Source organism: Cohaesibacter marisflavi (assembly GCF_963665895.2).
Lineage (GTDB): Bacteria > Pseudomonadota > Alphaproteobacteria > Rhizobiales > Cohaesibacteraceae > Cohaesibacter > Cohaesibacter marisflavi.
Genome location: NZ_OY762534.1, coordinates 1,376,171 through 1,393,322, shown reverse-complemented (window position 1 = coordinate 1,393,322; position 17,152 = coordinate 1,376,171). Strand labels below are relative to the sequence as shown.

Genomic DNA, 17,152 nt, shown 5'->3' with positions numbered 1-17,152 from the left:
ACTGATGGATCTGGCTTTGCGTCTTGGGCGCCGCTGTGCCGGAGCGACTGCCGAAAATCCGGCCGTTGGGTGCGTGATTGCCCGCAATAATTCTGGGCGCATGGAAATTGTCGGGCGCGGATGGACGCAAGAAGGCGGGCGTCCTCATGCGGAGCGTGTGGCTTTGGCCGAGGCAGGAGAACGCGCAAGGGAGGCCACGGCCTATGTCACTCTGGAGCCATGCTCTCACACCGGAAAATCCAGCCCATGCGCTGATGCCTTGATTGAAGCCGGTATTGCACGCGTTGTCTGTGCACATCCCGATCCGGATAGGCGTGTGGCTGGCCGTGGCTTTGAGAAACTACGCAATGCCGGAATCGCTGTCGATGTTGGGCTCATGCAGGATCGGGCGCATCGCGACCTGACCGGTTTTCTCTCTCGCACCGTCCGCAATAGGCCATGGCTGCAGGCCAAGATGGCTTTTTCTCGTGATGGCATGATCGGCATTAAGGGGCAGGGGAACTATCCTGTTACCGGGCCGCAGGCCAAATCCCGTACCTACGCTTTGCGCGCGCGGGCTGATGCAATATTGGTTGGTTGCGATACCGTGCTGATTGACAATCCCGCTTTGACGGTGCGCTTACCGGGGTTGGAGAAGCGATCCCCCGTGCGCGTCGTTCTGGATAGCAAGGGGCGTTTGCCCGTTGAAACGATTCTTGTGCAATCGGCTAAAGAGACGCCCGTCTGGATCGTGACGACCGGGCAAATGCGCAGTGATAAAGCAAAGGTGCTAGAGGCCCGAGGCTGCGTCATTCTCCGCGTCGATGCCACGCCAGAGGGTCATGTTGATCTGAAGATGGCCCTTGAAGCCATAGCGGAGCGGGGCATCAATACAGTTTTTGCTGAATGCGGCGCAAAACTCGCAGATGAAATGCTCAAATCAGGGTTCGTCGATGAATTTTTCCTCTACCAAGGCTCTGAGTTGATCGGCCTGAATGGCCTTGAAGCGCTGCATGGTTTGCCGGAAAAAGCTTTGTCATCGGCCGGTTTCATTCTGGAAGAGAATTGCAATATGGGGCAGGATAAGCTGAAGAGATTTGTTCGCCCTCAAAGTTTGGACGCTTTATACGGAGATTAGCAGCTATGTTTACCGGCATTATCACGGACGTTGGCGAAGTAATGAAGCAGGAGACTATTCCTGCGGGACAGCGGGTGAAGATTGCGACTCATTTTGACCCCGAGACAATCGCTCTGGGTGCTTCCATCGCTTGCAACGGTGTATGCCATACTGTTGTTGAAGCTGGTTCTCTGGACGAAGCGCGCAACTATTTTTCGGTCGAGTCGGCCCGTGAAACCCTTGATCTGACCAATGCGTCCAGCTGGTCAGAAGGGGCTGCAATCAATCTGGAGCGGTCCCTTAAAATGGGAGATGAACTGGGCGGTCATCTTGTGCTCGGTCATGTTGATGGTGTGGCTGAAGTGGTAGAACGGCAAGAGCATCCAGACAGCGTTTTCTTTAAGCTCAGGGCACCAGGTCAATTGGCTCGCTTTATTCCGCCTAAAGGGTCTGTTTGCCTTGATGGTACCTCTCTGACGGTCAACGATGTGGAAGGGGATGACTTCACAATCTTCCTTATTCCCCACACGCTTTCCAACACAGCATGGAAAGAGAAAACAGTGGGCGACAAGATCAATCTTGAGGTGGATATGATGGCTCGTTATGTCGCACGACTGAATGAATATACGCCATCCTAGAATTCTGATATTAGATTGCTGAGTCTAATTGGAGAGCCTGTCTGGGCTCCCTTCTCGCCACATAAAGGAAACAATCATGGTCGAGAAAATCAGCATCACCACGCCAATTCTTTTTTCTGATCCGCTACCTGAAGCTGTTGATGTCGCCATCATCGGGGCAGGCGTCGTGGGTATCTTTGCGGCTCTATATCTGGCGCGCGCTGGCAAGAAGGTTTGCGTGCTCGAAAAGGGTCGAGTATCGGGCGAGCAGTCGTCCCGTAACTGGGGCTGGATTCGTCAGCATGAGCGCGATGAGGCCGAGGTTCCCATCGCAATAGAGGCCTTGCGGCTCTGGAAAGAAGCCGATGCCGAGGTAGATGGCGCAACCGGTTTCGTCACCACTCCGATCAATTATCTCGCCTCCAGTCAGGAGGAGTTGAAGGGTCTGGAAGACTGGATGTCCATTGCCGAGAAGTATGGGGTAAATTCCGTGCGTCTCGGCAGCAAAGAGGTTTCCAATATCTTTGGCGGTGTATCCAATAACCAATGGGTTGGCGGTACGTCTACGCTTGATGACGCCCGCGCTGAGCCATGGGAAGCCATACCGGCTATCGCCAAATTGGCCCATCAGGAAGGCGTAACCATCATCGAGAATTGCGCCGCGCGTTCGCTTGAGATTGAAGCGGGGCGCGTGACCGGATTGCATACCGAGCAGGGTCTTGTAAAATGCGATCATGTCGTGCTGGCTGCTGGCGCATGGTCTTTGCTGTTTGCGCGCAATCACGGGATAAGTTTTCCGCAGCTGTCGGTGAGTCTCACGGCCATGCAAACGGCGCCGATGCCCAACTTCACTGAGCATAACAGTGCCGATGAAGATTTTGCTCTGCGCCGCCGCAAGGATGGCGGTTATACGCTAGCTGTATGTGATGGCAATGATTTCTTCATTGGGCCGGACGCCTTCAGGAATTTCTTCAAATATATTCCGCTTCTGAAGGAAAGTTGGGACCATACATTCCTCACTCCCTGGGCGCCCAAAGGTTTCCCCGATGCATGGACCACCAAGCGGTCTTGGTCAGCAGACCAGCAGACACCGTTTGAGAGATGTCGTGTGCTGGAGCCTCAACCTAACATGAAATATGTTCAGAGGGCCGTCTATGCCTTTGAGAACCGCTTTCCGGGTGTCGGATCACCCCAGATCATAGATGCCTGGGCAGGCATGGTGGATGCCCTGCCGGATGTCGTTCCGTTGATCGACACGATCGAGAAACTGCCCGGCCTTGTGATTGCGACAGGCTTTAGCGGCCACGGGTTCGGTTTCGGGCCGGGGGCGGCGATGGTCGTCAAGGATCTGGTGCTGGGCAACAAGCCGACCCACGACATCTCGCGCTTCAGATTTGAGCGATTCACTGATGGCTCGCCAATGCTTCTTGGACCAGCGCTTTAGCGCTGGACCCGCAATGTCTGTCTGTTGGATTTCTGCCTTTTCAGCAATTATCGAAAAAAATTCGAGGTCAATACGATATAGGCTTGACGTATGATGCGTCTGGTCCGATGTTGGCCGGTGAATTCTGCACAAAATGCTGGACAACTGCGAGCGGACATGGTTTGACAGGCAACCCTTCGGCTTATGCCGCCCCATGCCCCAAGACTTCGGATGGAAATCATGACTAAGGAAACCCCCAATATTCTAATCATCGAGGCCCGGTTTTACGAAGATCTTGCCGATGAACTGGTCCGCGGAGCTGTCGAGGCTCTAGAGGAAGCTGGTGCGACTTACGAGCGCGTTGCCGTTCCCGGTGTGCTGGAAATTCCTGCCGCTTTGTCAATGGCGATGGCCGCTGTTGAAGATGGCTATTCCGACTATGACGGGTATGTTGCTCTTGGCGTCGTGATCCGTGGTGAAACGACCCATTACGATATCGTCGCCAATGAGAGCGCTCGCGCTATCATGGGGTTGGCTGTTGAGGGCTGCGTGGCCGTCGGTAACGGCATCCAGACCGTCGAAAATGGCCAGCAGGCTTGGGCGCGTGCGCGTGTTGAAGAAAAAGATAAAGGTGGTGCTGCAGCTCGTGCTGCATTGACCATGATTGAGCTACGCGAGAAATTCGGAATAGAAGAATGAGTGAACAGGAAAAATCTGTCCGTACCGCAAACAAGCGTGGCTCTGCCAGGCTGGGGGCCGTTCAGGCCCTCTACCAGATGGATGTCGGTGGGACACCTTTGACCGAAGTTTTGCAGGAGTTCGAGCTTTACCGTCTTGGTAAAGAAGTCGATGAAGAACTCTATCTGCCAGCGGACTATGCCTATTTCAGGGATATCGTGAGTGGTGTTGTGCGCGAACAGAGAACACTGGATCCACTCATCAACAGCGCCTTGCAAAAGGGCTGGCCCTTGGCGCGCATCGATCAAACCATGCGCGCGATCCTGCGCTGTGGTCTTTATGAGGTCATGTTCCGCAAGGATGTTCCTGCACCGGTGATCCTGTCAGAATATATCGACGTGGCCAAAGCCTTCTTTGAAGGGGATGAGCCGCGCATGGTCAACGGTGTGCTTGATGCTCTGGCGCGCAATATCCGCAAGGATGAAGTCAGGGCAAAGACCCAGTAAGCATTCCGGGAGTGATCAATGGCCAATGCCGAAGGACAGGTGCGCCTTGGTGAGAGCGCGCTGATCAAACAGTATTTTGCGCCCTTGTGTCACCCGGATATGTCTTTTGGTCTCAGTGACGATGCCGCTTTTCTCAATCTGGCGTCCGATCAGCAGCTTGTTCTTACAAAGGACATGCTGGTCGCAAATGTGCATTTTTTTGCCGATGACGCACCAGAGCTGATTGCCAAAAAGGCATTGCGGGTCAATCTTTCCGACCTGGCTTCGAAAGGGGCCAAACCTGTCGGATACCTGTTGGGACTCGGTTTGCCTTCAGACTGGACGGAAGACTGGCTTTCCCGCTTTTGTAAAGGGCTTGGTGAAGACCAGCAGGCCTTTGATTTTCCGCTGATTGGCGGGGATACGGTCAAGAGCCCTGAACGGCTGACCCTTTCCATCACCGCTTTTGGCGAAGTGCCCAAGGGGCGCACCATCTTGCGCCGCAATGCCAAGCCTGACGAGGATGTCTATGTCACCGGCACCATAGGGGATAGCGCTCTGGGGTTGTTGCTGCGCCGCGAGCCTGAGGACTATCCTGAAATCGGTGAAGAGGGCAAAGCTGTTCTCATCAACCGCTTCCTACTGCCTCAACCACGCTTGCAAGGTCTCGCCCTGATACGCCAGTTCGCCACGGCATCTATGGATATCTCCGATGGCTTGATGGGAGACGCTGCGAAAATGGCGTCCGCGGCCGATTGCGCGTTGCATCTGGACGATGCAGCCGTGCCACTCTCTCTGTCTGCCAAAGCGATGCTGGATGTAACCTCGGCTTCCAGAGATGTGGCTCTGACGGGGGGCGATGATTACGAACTTCTCTTTTGTGCTCGTCGTCAAGATCGAGAGGCCATCCGGGCGGCGGCCTCTGCACTGAATGTGCCTGTCACCAGAATTGGCAGGGTTGCAGAAGGGAAGGGCGTGTGTCTGCTCGATGAGAGTGGACATGAAATGGCTCTCTCCAAAGGTCCTTCTTACGAGCATTTTTAAGGTATCCACCTTAAGGAACCCAAACCGCAACAAGGCAAAAGAAAAGGCCTGACCTTGTGAGGCCAGGCCCTTTGGAACTTATTTTGCGTAAAGAATGCTTTCCTATTCGCCGATACCTGCGCCAATGCCTTCCACAAGACGGCTGAGGAACTGGGTATCCTTGCCACCTGTTGGCGTGACCTGACGGGAGAAGTCGAACAACTTGCCATCTTTCAGACCATAGCGAGCCGTGCGCGCAACGCGCTGTTCGTCGTCGAAATAAACGGCAACCACAGTCTGGTCGACAGGGCGCGAACGCATGAAGGCAACCGGCTGCTTGCGCGTTTGGGAAATATAGTAGAATACCTCACCGCCGAAATCAGCCGTCGTGGAAGGGGTGCCCAAGGTCAGCAGAACCTGTTCACGGCTGGCGCCTTCGGCAATCTGATCAAGAGTATAATCAGAAGGAACAAAGCCGTGGATGGATGTTGTTTCGGTAAAGCAACCTGATAGCAGGACCGTGCAGAGGCAAGCAGCCATTCCTGCTGCTCTTGCCGGAGAAAGCAGGGTCTTAACCAGATGAGTGTTGCGGCCATTTGAAACTGGACGATCATTGCGCATTGAAGGTGCTACTCCTCGTAATAATTGGTCCACACACAGCTGCAGGCGTGATCACCCGCGCGGCATCAGAAGAACCTAATCGAGATACATTTCAAACCACTCGAAAGTATCTCTGCCTTTTCAACCATATTTCCTTTAGTCGGTATCTCGTTTACACAAAAAATGCAATCATTGTGAAATGCTCAAGGGTGATTTAAAGCATTGTGCAAACAGTCTGTCCGCTCTTATGGCCGGATAACTTGTCTGCCCTTATAGAATGCTTCATTTCGCCTATCGCAAAACCGCCAACGGAAATGACCCGATGATCTTCAACCTGTTCAAAAGCAAAGCCCAAAAGAGAGAAGAAATCGCCGATGATCTCTATCGGCAAATCGTGGCGGCGGCGAGGCAGCCAGAATTCTATCTCAGCTATGCTGTCGAGGATTCCGTCACAGGCCGGTTTGAAATGATCGTTTTGCACGCCTATGTTTTTTTCTATCGCATGAAAAGCGAAACAGCAGAGAATAGGGAGCTGTCTCAGGCTGTTTTTGGGCGTTTCTTCCAGGATATGGATGACTCCCTGAGGGAGCAGGGGGTGGGCGACCTTTCCGTGCCCAAGAAGATCAAGAAGATGGCCCAGTCTTTCTATGGGCATGCTGAAGCCTATGACAAGGCACGAGACCAAGGTGTGGAAGCCCTTGCAATTGCTCTCTCGCGCAACATATACGGTGAAGAAAGCAAGCCTTGCCCAGAAGCTGCCGGATTGGCCCGTTATATCCTTGACTGCGATGAAAAATTAAAATTGCAGTCCATGGAAGATTTCAGTAAAGGTGAGCTGAATTTTCCCGAAATCGGGCCTTTTCAAGCATACTGATCAGTCAGTTTGCAAAAGGCTTTGTTTCGGAGCCGGACGAAGTGTGTCGCAAATGCTTGTTACTCGATCCAAGGTTTTTGGCGACGGCTCACTGCACATCCAATCGAACGCATGATCGCGCGTTCGAGCACAAAGAAGAAAACGCCATTATGTCGAAAAAATCTACTGATCCTGTACTGGCCCCGCGCGCCCCAGTGATCTCCCTGCCAATAAATGTCGCTCGGTTGAAAAGCCTTGGCGAAATGGTCAAGGGATCCGCCGATGCCGAAGCCCTCAATGAAATGCGAGACCGTCTCGGTATTCTGGCCGTGAATGCCTTTTCTATTGAAGCAAAGGTTTCTCCATGGAAAAAGCGCGGTGTTCAGATCGAAGGGCACGTGCGCGGAGAGGTGGAGCAGTCCTGTGTCGTGACGCTGGCACCTGTCGTGGAGCAGATCGACGAACCTTTCAGAATCACGCTGGTGCCCAAAGGCTCGGAATTTGCCAAACGCGCGATTGAAAATGCCACAATGAGCGAAATGGTGATTGATCCGGAAGGGGAAGACCCGCCAGAAGAGTTCGAAGGTGAGGAAATCGACGTCGGCGAATATGCCGAGGAGTTTTTTGCTCTGAGTCTTGACGACTATCCTCGTGCGCCCGGTGTCGAATTTTCCGGTCATATAGAGGACAAAGCCGCCTTTGATGGATCTGAAAACCCCTTCGCTGCTCTGGCTGTTCTCAAAGAACCTAAGCCAAAAGACGAGTAGAGCGGGCTTGATGAGGGCGATTTCCAAATAATGCGGTTGTTTCTTGGCAGAATTTGGATATTGTCCCAACAACAATAATAGTCGAGCCAAACTTTGCAGTCGCTTATTGGGCTGGACCAAATCCGGTTACATATTAACAGACTGGATGAAGAAGAAGGCGGGATAGAGATATCTGTAATGTCTGAAGTCATTAACATTTCGCTGGATGTCATGGGCGGGGACAATGGTCCTGCTGTCATCCTTGAAGGTGCAGACCTTGCATTGGTACGTCATCCTGACGTGCGCTATCATCTTTATGGTGATCAGGAAATTATGGAAAATTTGCTGGATGATTATCCTCGCGTAAAGCAAGCAAGCACACTGCATCATTGTGAAGTCGTTATTCAGATGGACGAACGCCCCAGTCAGGCTTTGCGCCGCGGACGTGGAAAATCCAGCATGTGGCGGTCAATCGAGGCCGCGCGGGATAACCAGTCTCAGGTTTGCATTTCTGCCGGCAACACCGGTGCTCTGATGGCAATGTCCAAATTCTGTCTGCGCACCATGGCCGATATCGAGCGGCCGGCCATTGCTGCCATCTGGCCCACATTGCGCGGCGAAAGCGTCGTGCTCGATGTGGGGGCCACGATTGGCGCCGATGCTCAGCAGCTGGTGGATTTTGCCCTTTTGGGTGGCGCCATGGCCCGCGCTTTGTTCGGTATCGAACAGCCAACCATCGGTTTGCTCAATATCGGCGAAGAAGATGTCAAAGGCCTTGATGAAGTCAAAGAGGCTGGCCGCATGCTGCGCGATTTCGAATTCCCGCAATTCAAATATAAAGGCTTTGTTGAAGGCAACGATCTTGGTACCGGCGCAGTGGATGTGGTGGTGACCGAAGGCTTTGCTGGCAATATTGCCCTGAAAACTGCAGAAGGCACTGCCAAGCAGCTGGCTGAATATTTGCATTCCGCCATGAGCCGTACTCTGATGGCCAAGATCGGCTATCTGTTTGCCCGCTCCGCTTTTCAGCGCTTGCGTGAGAAAATGGACCCGCGCAAAGTCAACGGCGGCGTATTTCTCGGCCTCAATGGCATCGTCATCAAGAGCCACGGGGGGACGGATGGTGAAGGCTTCGCTTCAGCCATCAGCCTTGGCTATGACATGGTCAAAAATGGTTTGACCGAAAAAATCGAACAGGATCTGTCTGTTTATCACAAGAACCGAGTAGTGCCTGACGAGGAGAACGCATAAGTGAGCGTCACAAGGTCTGTTATCGTAGGATCCGGATCCTATCTGCCCAAGAAAATCGTAACCAATGAAGATCTGGCCAAGTTCGTTGATACGTCTGACGAATGGATTCGGCAAAGGACAGGCATTGAACAGCGCCACATCGCTGAAGAGGGGGAGTTTACCTCTGAGCTGGGCTACAAGGCCGCTATAGAAGCGATCAAGAGCGCCGGTATCGATGCGCAAGAAATTGACTTGATCATCTGTGCAACGGCCACTCCGGATAATACTTTCCCGGCAACATCGGTTGCGATCCAGAATATGCTGGAGATCCATCATGGTGCCGCTTTTGATCTGCAGGCCGTGTGTTCGGGTTTCGTCTTTGCACTATCGACCGCCGACATGTATCTGCGCTGTGGCAAAGCCAAAACGGCTCTGGTGATCGGTGCCGAAACTTTCTCTCGCATTCTCGACTTTGAAGATCGCACGACCTGCGTGCTCTTTGGTGACGGCGCTGGCGCTGTCATTCTCAAGGCCGAAGAAGGGGAAGGCGAAATTTCCGATCGCGGCATTCTGACCAGCCATCTGCGCTCTGATGGTCGTCACAAGGAAAAGCTCTTTGTTGATGGTGGACCATCGACCACTCAGACCACCGGTCACTTGCGCATGGAAGGCAAGGAAGTCTTCAAACATGCGGTTGGCATGATCACGGACGTCATCACTGATGCGTTCAAGGCAACCGGTATGACCGCTGATGATCTGGACTGGTTCGTGCCTCATCAGGCAAACAAGCGTATTATTGATGCCAGTGCCCGTAAACTGAATATCGCGCCGGAAAAGGTCGTGATGACAGTTAATCTTCATGGCAATACGTCAGCTGCCTCCATTCCTCTGGCGCTTGATACCGCAGCCAAGGATGGCCGCCTCAAAAAGGGCGATGTGATCTTGCTCGAAGCAATGGGCGGAGGCTTTACCTGGGGCTCTGTCCTGCTGCGCTGGTAGTCTGCTTTTGTTTCAACGGATCGGCGCAACATTCACCAATTGTGCGGATTTTGCGCTGAGTTCGTATTTTTGACAATGCTTTGCTTGTTTTTGCTAAAAGTGTCAGCGCTTTACTATGCGACAACACCTTATTAGCGATTTTTCCAACAACTAGACTATGTTAGGGGCGTTTTTTTGTAGATAGCTTTGATAATAAGTTGCTTCAAAGGGCCTTTGACTTATGATTCTGTATGAGTGGCATTCAACGCGCATATGATTGTTTTGATTTATTCGGCAAATGAGAAAATTAATGCGCAGTCTTACAGTTGACGGAAGTCAATTACGGAAATACCCTGCTTCAACGGTATGAGTCATATAGATCTTTTCAGAGAGAGGTTTGCGACATGGGGGGCAAAACGGTAACGCGCGCGGATTTGTGCGAAGCGGTCTATCAGAAGGTAGGACTGTCGCGCACGGAATCTGCAGAGCTTGTCGAGATGGTACTGGATGAAATGAGCAATTGCCTTGTTGAAGGACAACAGGTCAAGCTTTCTTCTTTCGGAACCTTTTTCGTAAGAGATAAGAACGAGCGCATCGGTCGTAATCCGAAAACCGGACAGGAAGTTCCGATTTCTCCTCGGCGCGTGATGGTGTTCAAACCATCCAACGTTCTGAAAAAGAAAATCAACGACTCTTTGGCTCCTGAGGCATCTTAAAAAGATCGCTTTCTCGTGCGAGCTGGTGTGTAGCTGATAAAATCGTCTCGGCAAATGGCTGATGGAAACAGGCTCGAGTCTTATATGCACTCGGGCCCGGCTGTTTTATGCTTTTCGGCATATCGAGGCGAAATGTGTGACAGGTGGATGTCTTGCGGAAGAGTGCTGACGCTTTCAGAACAATTAGCGAGGTCGCTCAGGATCTCGATTTGCCTCAGCATGTCTTGCGTTTTTGGGAAACGCGCTTTTCCCAGATAAAGCCTATGAAACGCGGTGGTGGTCGCCGCTATTATCGCCCCGACGACATTGACCTGCTTCGTGGTATCCGTCATCTGCTTTATGATGAGGGCTATACCATTAAAGGCGTGCAGAAGATCCTGAAAGAGCAGGGGGTGCGCCACGTTATCGACACGGTCGGCGCCGCCGCGGAAGAAGCTCAAACTTCTCAAGCAACCACAGAACAGCAAGCTGCAAACCCTGCAGAAACTGGCTCTCCGGAACCTACCGCTCAGCCGCAAAATCGGGTGCCCACGCAAGCGCCTCAACAAGCGCCCCAGCAAGTACTAAAGCCGGATGTCTATCCTGCGCAGGATATGTATCTGCCGCCGCATCCTGCAACTCAAGTGCCACTGCAAAATCAGCCACCAGCAGCCTCTAGCAAACCCCAGCCGATTGCTCATCCTATTGATCATGCTCAGGCCATGCAGCCTCAGCAATCGGCTCAGGCGATTGATCGGGCTACGGCGGGAGGGTATCAGGCAACTCCAGATGCGTTGGCTAGGAACAATTTGGGCGATGTAAATTCTGATGTTACCGGAAGCGAGCATACTGCAGCAGGTCCCCGTGTGGCCGCGCCCCATCCATCTCAGATGCCGCAGGCGGCAAAAATGGTGCCTCGTAGCGAAAGGGGCGTCACCCCTGACCCCGCACCCGCACCAGGACCCGCTGCCTATAGCAACCCCGCTCCTCAAGGTGCGCAAGGCCGTCAAGGCCAAGGCCGCGTTGCGCCGCACTCCATGCCAAGCTCCGCGCCACGGCAGACTTCAGCGCACAGACGGGACATTCCACACATGCAACCGGTCGCGGCTCCAGAAGACAGAACCGTCGGTCGCCAGCCTGTTGCGCCAGCCATGGCTCCAGGGGTGAATGCTCAAGAAGACAATCAGCCTTTGCCGCCAGATCTTCGTTCTGGCGATCCTCAATTTTTGCAAGGTGGGAGGAGCGCCAGTCTCTCAGTAGAGGAAGCGCGTTTAAGGGCATTGCAAGAAGAGCAGAAGTCGGGCTTCTTTTCGCGCTTCATGGGGGGGCGTTCAGAGGCAAGTGATCAAGAACTGGCTGCTATGACACAGCAATCCTTATCCCGAGACGAAATAAGACGCTTGCAATCAACGCTCTTTGAGCTGCTGGAGTGCAAGCGGATCTTGGATCAGGCATTGTCAGACTGATCTGATTATGCTTGCAAAATTGTAACTTTAGGAAAGTCTAACGCAGTGCGTCCATCAGCTCTTGCGAGGCACTGGCTACCGACTTTGTGGCCAAAGCGCTGGCGTTGAATGCCGCCTCTGTTTCTATCAACTCTACAAGACGCGCCGGATCCAGCTCTGGTGCTGCTGACACCGGTGCTATGGACTCTTCTGGTCTGACTTGCCGACTCGTCGGCGTCGCCGGTTGAGCTGCGTTATCAGCAACAGGATTGGCTATCCCGTATGCGATATCCTCAAGACGGTCAGAAGCGGCAAGCATGCCGGCAGTTGATATGTTCAAAGCTGGAATCATAACGTGATTATATCTGTCAGCTTTTAATGTAGTGCTACTTGAAAAGCTAAAATTGTAACGAGTTTTGCGTGTGGCTGTATGCTAGATAAAAAAATGGCCCCACCATCCGACAGGGCCATCAAATACGTCATGCACGGTCAGTGGTCACGACGTTCTGGTGTAATCATGCAACAAATTCGGTCGACAACATTTTATCACTCTCTCACGTTCTGTTAACAAGCGTAGCAGAAGAGGTGAGTGATTCCTCTGTGTCAGTTATGGAGATTTCTATAAAGGCCGTATTGCATGAATATGACAATCAGTTGCCCTGCAATAAGTACTGAATACCAAACATCAGCAAAGCCGCGGTATGAAAGCCGACGGGGCTTATTGCTGCATTCAAAAAGCAGATAGAATTATTGTTTGGAAAATACTGTGGGGAAGGATAATTGGTCGGAGCGATAGGATTCGAACCTACGACCCCTTCACCCCCAGCGAAGTGCGCTACCAGGCTGCGCTACGCTCCGACAAGAGGCTTTATAATGGCTCTGTCATCATCTTGCAATGTTTGAGATCGCCTGATGCACATTATCCTCAAGCTTTCGAGAAAAAGAGCGTTCACAAAATATGTCTTAAGGGTAAGAAAGCGGATAAAGCGCTGATTTACCGATAGATTAGTTTGTTGCCGTTGGCACTGGTGAGGGCGCCAACCTGTCTTGCGTCCTAATAGGCGCCCTCTTGATTGAACAGCTTGAGGGGCGTGACAGCCAGAATGTAGAGATCAAGGGCAAGAGACCAGTTCTCGATATAATAGATGTCATGCTCGACGCGTTGCTTGAGCTTTTCATCGTCATCGATTTCCCCGCGCCAGCCATGGATCTGTGCCCAGCCTGTAATGCCGGGCTTGACCTTATGGCGCGCCATGTATCCATCGGCCACTTCCTCAAACAGGCGTTCATTGGTTTGTTGCCGTGGCACATGAGGGCGAGGGCCCACCAAAGACAATGATCCAAGAATCACATTGAACAATTGTGGCAACTCATCAATGGAGGTCTTCCGAATGAACCGCCCTACCTTGGTAACGCGGCTATCATTCTTGGTTACAGATTTCTGTGCGCTCTGATCACTCTGTGAATGGTAGAGGGAGCGGAACTTGAAAATCACGACCTCTTCATTGTTGAATCCGAGGCGCTTTTGGCGAAAAATGATGGGGCCTTCGCTGTCCAGCTTGATGGCGATGGCCGTGCCAATCAAAATCGGAGAAAGGAGGGCAATCGAAATTCCGGCGATCACTACATCGCTCACTCTTTTCAGAAGGCCGCCCCAGTTGGCTATGGGTTTGGCGAATACCGGAACCGTAGGCAGATTGCCCACATAGGAGTAGGTGCGCCGGCGAAACTGCATCTTGTTCATATGGGCGCTAAGATGGATATCAAGCGGCAATATCCAGAGTTTGTGCAACATCTGCAAAACGCGCTTCTCGGCAGAAACCGGAATGGTAACGATTAACATGTCGATTTTGCAAAGGCGCGAAAACTCGACAAGATCGTCCACCGTACCAAGTTTCGGATAACCGGCAACTATGGGGGGCGAACGCTCATCATCCCGATCATCAAAAATACCGCAGATGCGGATATCGTTATTTTCCTGCGTTTCCAGTGAGGTAATGATCTCAGCAGCTGGATCCCCCCCGCCAACGATCACCGCACGGCGTTCCAATCGTCCATCCTGTTGCCATATGCGCACAAGTAGGGACTCAACCGCACGCATCACTGACACGGTCGCGATGCCTGAAATGAACCAGACACCCAGCCAGCCACGATTGGCGTCGATGGGAGTTTCCGAGAGGTAGAAAATAAGAAGGAACAACACAATCACCATCGTCCACGCACCGATGGTTCGGCCAATTTGGGGCGCCAGATGATTCATATCGAGAATGGAATAGCCATCAACCGAAAGCAGAAACAGGCTAAACATGATTGCGCCTGCCACTGAGAGCAGTACAGGAAAACTCATGCCAGCGACAATCGCACCGCCCATCATAGAGGTCGATATGATGCCGAGAAGAGCCAGAACGACAAAATCTGCTAGCTGAAACAGACCACGAACGATTCCTGGTGCGTAAGTGGTTTCAGAGAACTCGGCAGCCACTTCGCGAGCCAGATCCGTAATATGAGCATCTTTGTTCTTGTCGACAATTGGCTCATTGGCATCTAGTACGGCGCGTGAAGTGAAGGCTGTCCTCGGATCAAGAGGCTGCATTCTGGGTCACCCACATTTAAAATTATTGTCCCAACCAAGGATATAGCAAACAAAGTCTGACTAAGTTTTAATGGTTGAACCGAGAAAAACTTTGCCAGTTGGTTTTGGATATTATCGTTAAAGAAGTGCTTTATAGCAAATGAAACCTAGAAGTATAACGCAACTTTAAGGCTGGAATTAAAAATCAGAAGATGCGCTCTCGAATGTAAATTGTATCTCCCGGGCGAACAGGGGACGTCAGGCGCACATGTCCAGTCAGGATCTTGCCGTTCAATTGGCGGGTAATGTCGACATAACGCTGCTGGGCTCTTGGCGTGAAGCCGCCTGCGATGGCGATCGCGGTCTGTACTGTCATGCCACTCACATAGGAATACTGACCAGCAGAATTGACTTCGCCCATGATGAAAAAGGGTCGATACTGCGCGATTTCTACCGAAACGTCGGGGTTGCGTACATAGCCGTTGGCGAGCTTGCCTGCGATGATCTTGGCGAGTTCACTGGTTTGCTTTCCGCGAGCCGCCACATTGCCGATGAGTGGGATGGAAACATAGCCAGCCTGATCGACAAGATATTCTTTATTGAGATCTTCCTGATTGAACACGGTTACGCGTATCCGGTCGCCGGCATCAAGCTCATATGGCCCGACGAGGGATTTATGAAATGCATCACCGGCGGGCCGATAGCTTGAACAGCTACTGACCGTCAGGGCTATAACCAGAATGACCAAAAAACGAAACATGGTTCGACTCGCTTGACTAACTCGGTTTTATTCAAATGTTGTTATGGTTAATGTCGCGTAAATTTCCGGTAATTGTGCCCGATGTTTATGCGCGCCAGCTCAGATTGCATCAAGGGAAAAGGTAAAACGTCTCTCGTTAATAAAGTGGTTACTATAATTTGTCCCAATAGGCTCAGCATAAGGGGGCTGATATGGCGATGGAATGTGAGAACCGCATTGGCGATAAAAGAGCAGGGAGCAACGCCCGCAAATCTATTGCGGCATTGAGATTATCTCCACGGGTCTTTTTACGATTGACGCTGGCTTCCCTCGCCATTGGAGCGGTTTTATTCGCCTATAAAGCTTACCAGCCTGAAGAATACCAGTCCGAAGCGCGCATTCTGCTGCTGGCGCCACAAGAACAGTATTTCCCCTCTGTGGTCGATTCTGCATCTCTTTATAAGGGAACGGACAGCCAAACCGAATTGGCTGACAAGCTGATTAGAGATCTGAAAAGCCCACAAATTTTGTCGACCATCGTCGATCAATTGCATCTGACCGAAGACAAGAGCTTTGCTGCCAGTGGAACATTGCAGACACTCGGGATGATGCTTCGTGTTGGCTCTTTCTCGGTTTCTGCCAGAGAGGCCGTTATAGACCGTGTTCAACAGTCTCTTAGTGTCGAGCGTTTGGCCCCTAGACGTGTAATTACAATTTCCATGAAAGCGCCAAGAGCCGACGCCGCTGCCAAAATCGCCAACAGCCTTGCTGAAGCCTATATTGATTTGCTCTCGAAAAAGCGTCATCAGGAACTCAATGTTTCAATTGATAAGCTGAACGGACAGATCGAGGCCCTGTCGTCCCGTTTGAAACAAACCGGAAAGAGTGAGGGGGAGCAAAAGGCAAATGCCGGTGATTTGTCCAGCATGGAGCAAAAGGGTCGCAAACAGATGGTCGAGCGGCTTCGTGTGAGGCAGGCCGAGCTGAAAACCCTGTCTACGCTCGATTTGCTGCCCCCCGCGGCGCGCGTTCTGGTCAGGGCGACAACAGCCTACACACCTGTTTCAAAGGCAGCCTTCCTTTGGGCTCTATTTGGGGCTGCTACGGTGTTTCTGTTTGGCTTGATAGGAAGCGCTGTCTTCTCACGCTTTAAAAAGAATACGGAAAGAGGTTCGGCCCGTTTGGCTGATGGGGCTGACTTACCACAAGAAATCCGTCTGTCATTTCCGGCCCCAGCCGATTTGCCCATTATGCCAAGCGCTGACATCCACATGGTTCAGACAAGGCAAGTTGCCAATAAGCTTGATACCTTGTCAGTAGAGCAGGGGACCGGCCGCCGCGCAGCCATCATCTTCGATCTGGTTGCTGAACAGCTCAGTGATGTCACCCACGCACGCATCGTTCTGATGGCGCAGGATCAAGCCTGGGGAGCGAGGGGATCGGCTCTGGCCAATCGACTGGTTAAAGAACGCTCCGTTGCTTATGTCGATCTGATATCCGCTCAGTCGCAAGCAATCGACGGCGACGGGCCGAAGGCTTGCGGGATTGCCGATCTACTGGATGGCAATGGCAGTTTTTCAGATTTTATCGATGAAGAATGGACCGGGAAGGCAAAATGCATCCATGCGGGTAGTCGTACTCTCAATCGCAGTGATTTGCTCTCTTCGGAGTTTCATGCGCTGCTAATTGCACTTGAGGCTGCTTATGACATCGTCATGCTCGACTTGGGAACTGCGTGCGAAGATGTCAGTATTCTTCGCGGTTTTGCGTCTGTTCCCGATGCACTAGCCTTTGTTATCGTGCCCGAAATCGCCGAAAGCGAAGTTGCCCAGCTGCATGAGGCCGTTGGACATCTTGGCTTCGCTGACAGCCTCATCGTGACGGATCTTGAGTTTAGCGATAGCGATGACAATGCAGATGAGCCGGATAATTTGTTGCAAGCGGCTGAATAGCGTGTTGGTTCAGCCATAGG

General features: G+C 52.1%; 16 protein-coding genes, 1 tRNA gene and 1 pseudogene. 13 read left to right on the top strand and 5 right to left on the bottom strand.

Going from position 1 to position 17,152, the window contains the following annotated elements:
- Positions 1 to 4: 4 nt before the first annotated feature.
- The 6 genes from ribD to thiL all read left to right on the top strand — a co-directional run bounded on the left by ribD (position 5) and on the right by thiL (position 5,343).
- On the top strand, positions 5 to 1,117 hold the full coding sequence (gene ribD / locus ACKPCT_RS07400) for a bifunctional diaminohydroxyphosphoribosylaminopyrimidine deaminase/5-amino-6-(5-phosphoribosylamino)uracil reductase RibD (RefSeq protein ID WP_319568833.1): 1,113 nt from the start codon (positions 5 to 7) through the stop codon (positions 1,115 to 1,117).
- Between the two features lie 5 nt (positions 1,118 to 1,122).
- The gene (locus ACKPCT_RS07395; protein ID WP_319568832.1) at positions 1,123 to 1,734 is read left to right on the top strand and encodes a riboflavin synthase; all 612 of its coding nucleotides are present in this window, start codon (positions 1,123 to 1,125) and stop codon (positions 1,732 to 1,734) included.
- 76 nt (positions 1,735 to 1,810) lie between these two features.
- Positions 1,811 to 3,157, top strand: coding sequence for an NAD(P)/FAD-dependent oxidoreductase (locus ACKPCT_RS07390; protein WP_319568831.1), 1,347 nt, complete (start codon positions 1,811 to 1,813; stop codon positions 3,155 to 3,157).
- 219 nt (positions 3,158 to 3,376) lie between these two features.
- On the top strand, positions 3,377 to 3,835 hold the full coding sequence (gene ribH / locus ACKPCT_RS07385; RefSeq protein WP_090069001.1) for a 6,7-dimethyl-8-ribityllumazine synthase: 459 nt from the start codon (positions 3,377 to 3,379) through the stop codon (positions 3,833 to 3,835).
- Positions 3,832 to 4,320: a transcription antitermination factor NusB gene (gene nusB / locus ACKPCT_RS07380; protein ID WP_090068807.1), complete on the top strand. Its 489-nt coding sequence runs from the start codon at positions 3,832 to 3,834 to the stop codon at positions 4,318 to 4,320. The genes ribH and nusB overlap by 4 nt, the downstream gene beginning before the upstream one ends.
- Positions 4,321 to 4,338: 18 nt before the next feature.
- Complete coding sequence (gene thiL / locus ACKPCT_RS07375) at positions 4,339 to 5,343, top strand: thiamine-phosphate kinase (protein WP_319568830.1); 1,005 nt, start codon at positions 4,339 to 4,341, stop codon at positions 5,341 to 5,343.
- A gap of 102 nt (positions 5,344 to 5,445) precedes the next feature.
- On the opposite strand, the gene ACKPCT_RS07370 is transcribed toward thiL, so the two are convergent.
- Positions 5,446 to 5,862: an outer membrane protein assembly factor BamE gene (locus tag ACKPCT_RS07370; RefSeq protein ID WP_319569398.1), complete on the bottom strand. Its 417-nt coding sequence runs from the start codon at positions 5,860 to 5,862 to the stop codon at positions 5,446 to 5,448.
- A 382-nt stretch (positions 5,863 to 6,244) separates the two neighbouring features.
- Between ACKPCT_RS07370 and ACKPCT_RS07365 the strand changes: the two genes are divergently transcribed.
- The 6 genes and pseudogenes from ACKPCT_RS07365 to ACKPCT_RS07340 form a co-directional block, all read left to right on the top strand.
- The gene (locus ACKPCT_RS07365) at positions 6,245 to 6,796 is read left to right on the top strand and encodes a ubiquinol-cytochrome C chaperone family protein (RefSeq protein ID WP_319568829.1); all 552 of its coding nucleotides are present in this window, start codon (positions 6,245 to 6,247) and stop codon (positions 6,794 to 6,796) included.
- A gap of 149 nt (positions 6,797 to 6,945) precedes the next feature.
- Positions 6,946 to 7,542, top strand: a complete 597-nt coding sequence (locus tag ACKPCT_RS07360; RefSeq protein ID WP_319568828.1) for a YceD family protein — start codon at positions 6,946 to 6,948, stop codon at positions 7,540 to 7,542.
- Between the two features lie 177 nt (positions 7,543 to 7,719).
- Positions 7,720 to 8,772: a phosphate acyltransferase PlsX gene (gene plsX, locus ACKPCT_RS07355; RefSeq protein ID WP_319568827.1), complete on the top strand. Its 1,053-nt coding sequence runs from the start codon at positions 7,720 to 7,722 to the stop codon at positions 8,770 to 8,772.
- The gene (locus ACKPCT_RS07350) at positions 8,773 to 9,750 is read left to right on the top strand and encodes a beta-ketoacyl-ACP synthase III (RefSeq protein ID WP_090068819.1); all 978 of its coding nucleotides are present in this window, start codon (positions 8,773 to 8,775) and stop codon (positions 9,748 to 9,750) included.
- Positions 9,751 to 10,133: 383 nt separating this feature from the next.
- On the top strand, positions 10,134 to 10,445 hold the full coding sequence (locus ACKPCT_RS07345; RefSeq protein WP_090068821.1) for an integration host factor subunit alpha: 312 nt from the start codon (positions 10,134 to 10,136) through the stop codon (positions 10,443 to 10,445).
- Between the two features lie 152 nt (positions 10,446 to 10,597).
- Positions 10,598 to 10,850 (top strand): annotated as a pseudogene (locus ACKPCT_RS07340) (MerR family transcriptional regulator); the annotation flags it as partial.
- Positions 10,851 to 11,927: 1,077 nt separating this feature from the next.
- On the opposite strand, the gene ACKPCT_RS07335 reads toward ACKPCT_RS07340, so the two are convergent.
- From ACKPCT_RS07335 to ACKPCT_RS07320, 4 genes are all read right to left on the bottom strand, one after another.
- On the bottom strand, positions 11,928 to 12,209 hold the full coding sequence (locus tag ACKPCT_RS07335; protein WP_139229191.1) for a hypothetical protein: 282 nt from the start codon (positions 12,207 to 12,209) through the stop codon (positions 11,928 to 11,930).
- A 441-nt stretch (positions 12,210 to 12,650) separates the two neighbouring features.
- A tRNA-Pro gene (locus ACKPCT_RS07330) sits at positions 12,651 to 12,727 on the bottom strand.
- A gap of 196 nt (positions 12,728 to 12,923) precedes the next feature.
- Positions 12,924 to 14,462, bottom strand: coding sequence for an undecaprenyl-phosphate glucose phosphotransferase (locus ACKPCT_RS07325; RefSeq protein WP_319568826.1), 1,539 nt, complete (start codon positions 14,460 to 14,462; stop codon positions 12,924 to 12,926).
- A 184-nt stretch (positions 14,463 to 14,646) separates the two neighbouring features.
- Positions 14,647 to 15,201, bottom strand: a complete 555-nt coding sequence (locus tag ACKPCT_RS07320; protein ID WP_090068827.1) for a polysaccharide biosynthesis/export family protein — start codon at positions 15,199 to 15,201, stop codon at positions 14,647 to 14,649.
- A 191-nt stretch (positions 15,202 to 15,392) separates the two neighbouring features.
- On the opposite strand from ACKPCT_RS07320, the gene ACKPCT_RS07315 reads away from it, so the two are divergent.
- Positions 15,393 to 17,132: a hypothetical protein gene (locus ACKPCT_RS07315; protein ID WP_090068829.1), complete on the top strand. Its 1,740-nt coding sequence runs from the start codon at positions 15,393 to 15,395 to the stop codon at positions 17,130 to 17,132.
- Positions 17,133 to 17,152 lie beyond the last annotated feature (20 nt).

What these genes read in the sequence shown, in the direction of transcription:
- ACKPCT_RS07325 (WP_319568826.1), bottom strand. Translation starts at nt 14,462, where the DNA reads ATGCAGCCTCTTGATCCGAGGACAGCCTTCACTTCACGCGCCGTACTA.
- ACKPCT_RS07365 (WP_319568829.1), top strand. Translation starts at nt 6,245, where the DNA reads ATGATCTTCAACCTGTTCAAAAGCAAAGCCCAAAAGAGAGAAGAAATC.
- ACKPCT_RS07390 (WP_319568831.1), top strand. Translation starts at nt 1,811, where the DNA reads ATGGTCGAGAAAATCAGCATCACCACGCCAATTCTTTTTTCTGATCCG.
- plsX (WP_319568827.1), top strand. Translation starts at nt 7,720, where the DNA reads ATGTCTGAAGTCATTAACATTTCGCTGGATGTCATGGGCGGGGACAAT.
- ACKPCT_RS07345 (WP_090068821.1), top strand. Translation starts at nt 10,134, where the DNA reads ATGGGGGGCAAAACGGTAACGCGCGCGGATTTGTGCGAAGCGGTCTAT.
- ACKPCT_RS07315 (WP_090068829.1), top strand. Translation starts at nt 15,393, where the DNA reads ATGGCGATGGAATGTGAGAACCGCATTGGCGATAAAAGAGCAGGGAGC.
- ribD (WP_319568833.1), top strand. Translation starts at nt 5, where the DNA reads ATGGATCTGGCTTTGCGTCTTGGGCGCCGCTGTGCCGGAGCGACTGCC.
- ACKPCT_RS07395 (WP_319568832.1), top strand. Translation starts at nt 1,123, where the DNA reads ATGTTTACCGGCATTATCACGGACGTTGGCGAAGTAATGAAGCAGGAG.
- ribH (WP_090069001.1), top strand. Translation starts at nt 3,377, where the DNA reads ATGACTAAGGAAACCCCCAATATTCTAATCATCGAGGCCCGGTTTTAC.
- ACKPCT_RS07360 (WP_319568828.1), top strand. Translation starts at nt 6,946, where the DNA reads ATGTCGAAAAAATCTACTGATCCTGTACTGGCCCCGCGCGCCCCAGTG.
- thiL (WP_319568830.1), top strand. Translation starts at nt 4,339, where the DNA reads ATGGCCAATGCCGAAGGACAGGTGCGCCTTGGTGAGAGCGCGCTGATC.
- nusB (WP_090068807.1), top strand. Translation starts at nt 3,832, where the DNA reads ATGAGTGAACAGGAAAAATCTGTCCGTACCGCAAACAAGCGTGGCTCT.
- ACKPCT_RS07320 (WP_090068827.1), bottom strand. Translation starts at nt 15,201, where the DNA reads ATGTTTCGTTTTTTGGTCATTCTGGTTATAGCCCTGACGGTCAGTAGC.
- ACKPCT_RS07370 (WP_319569398.1), bottom strand. Translation starts at nt 5,862, where the DNA reads ATGGCTGCTTGCCTCTGCACGGTCCTGCTATCAGGTTGCTTTACCGAA.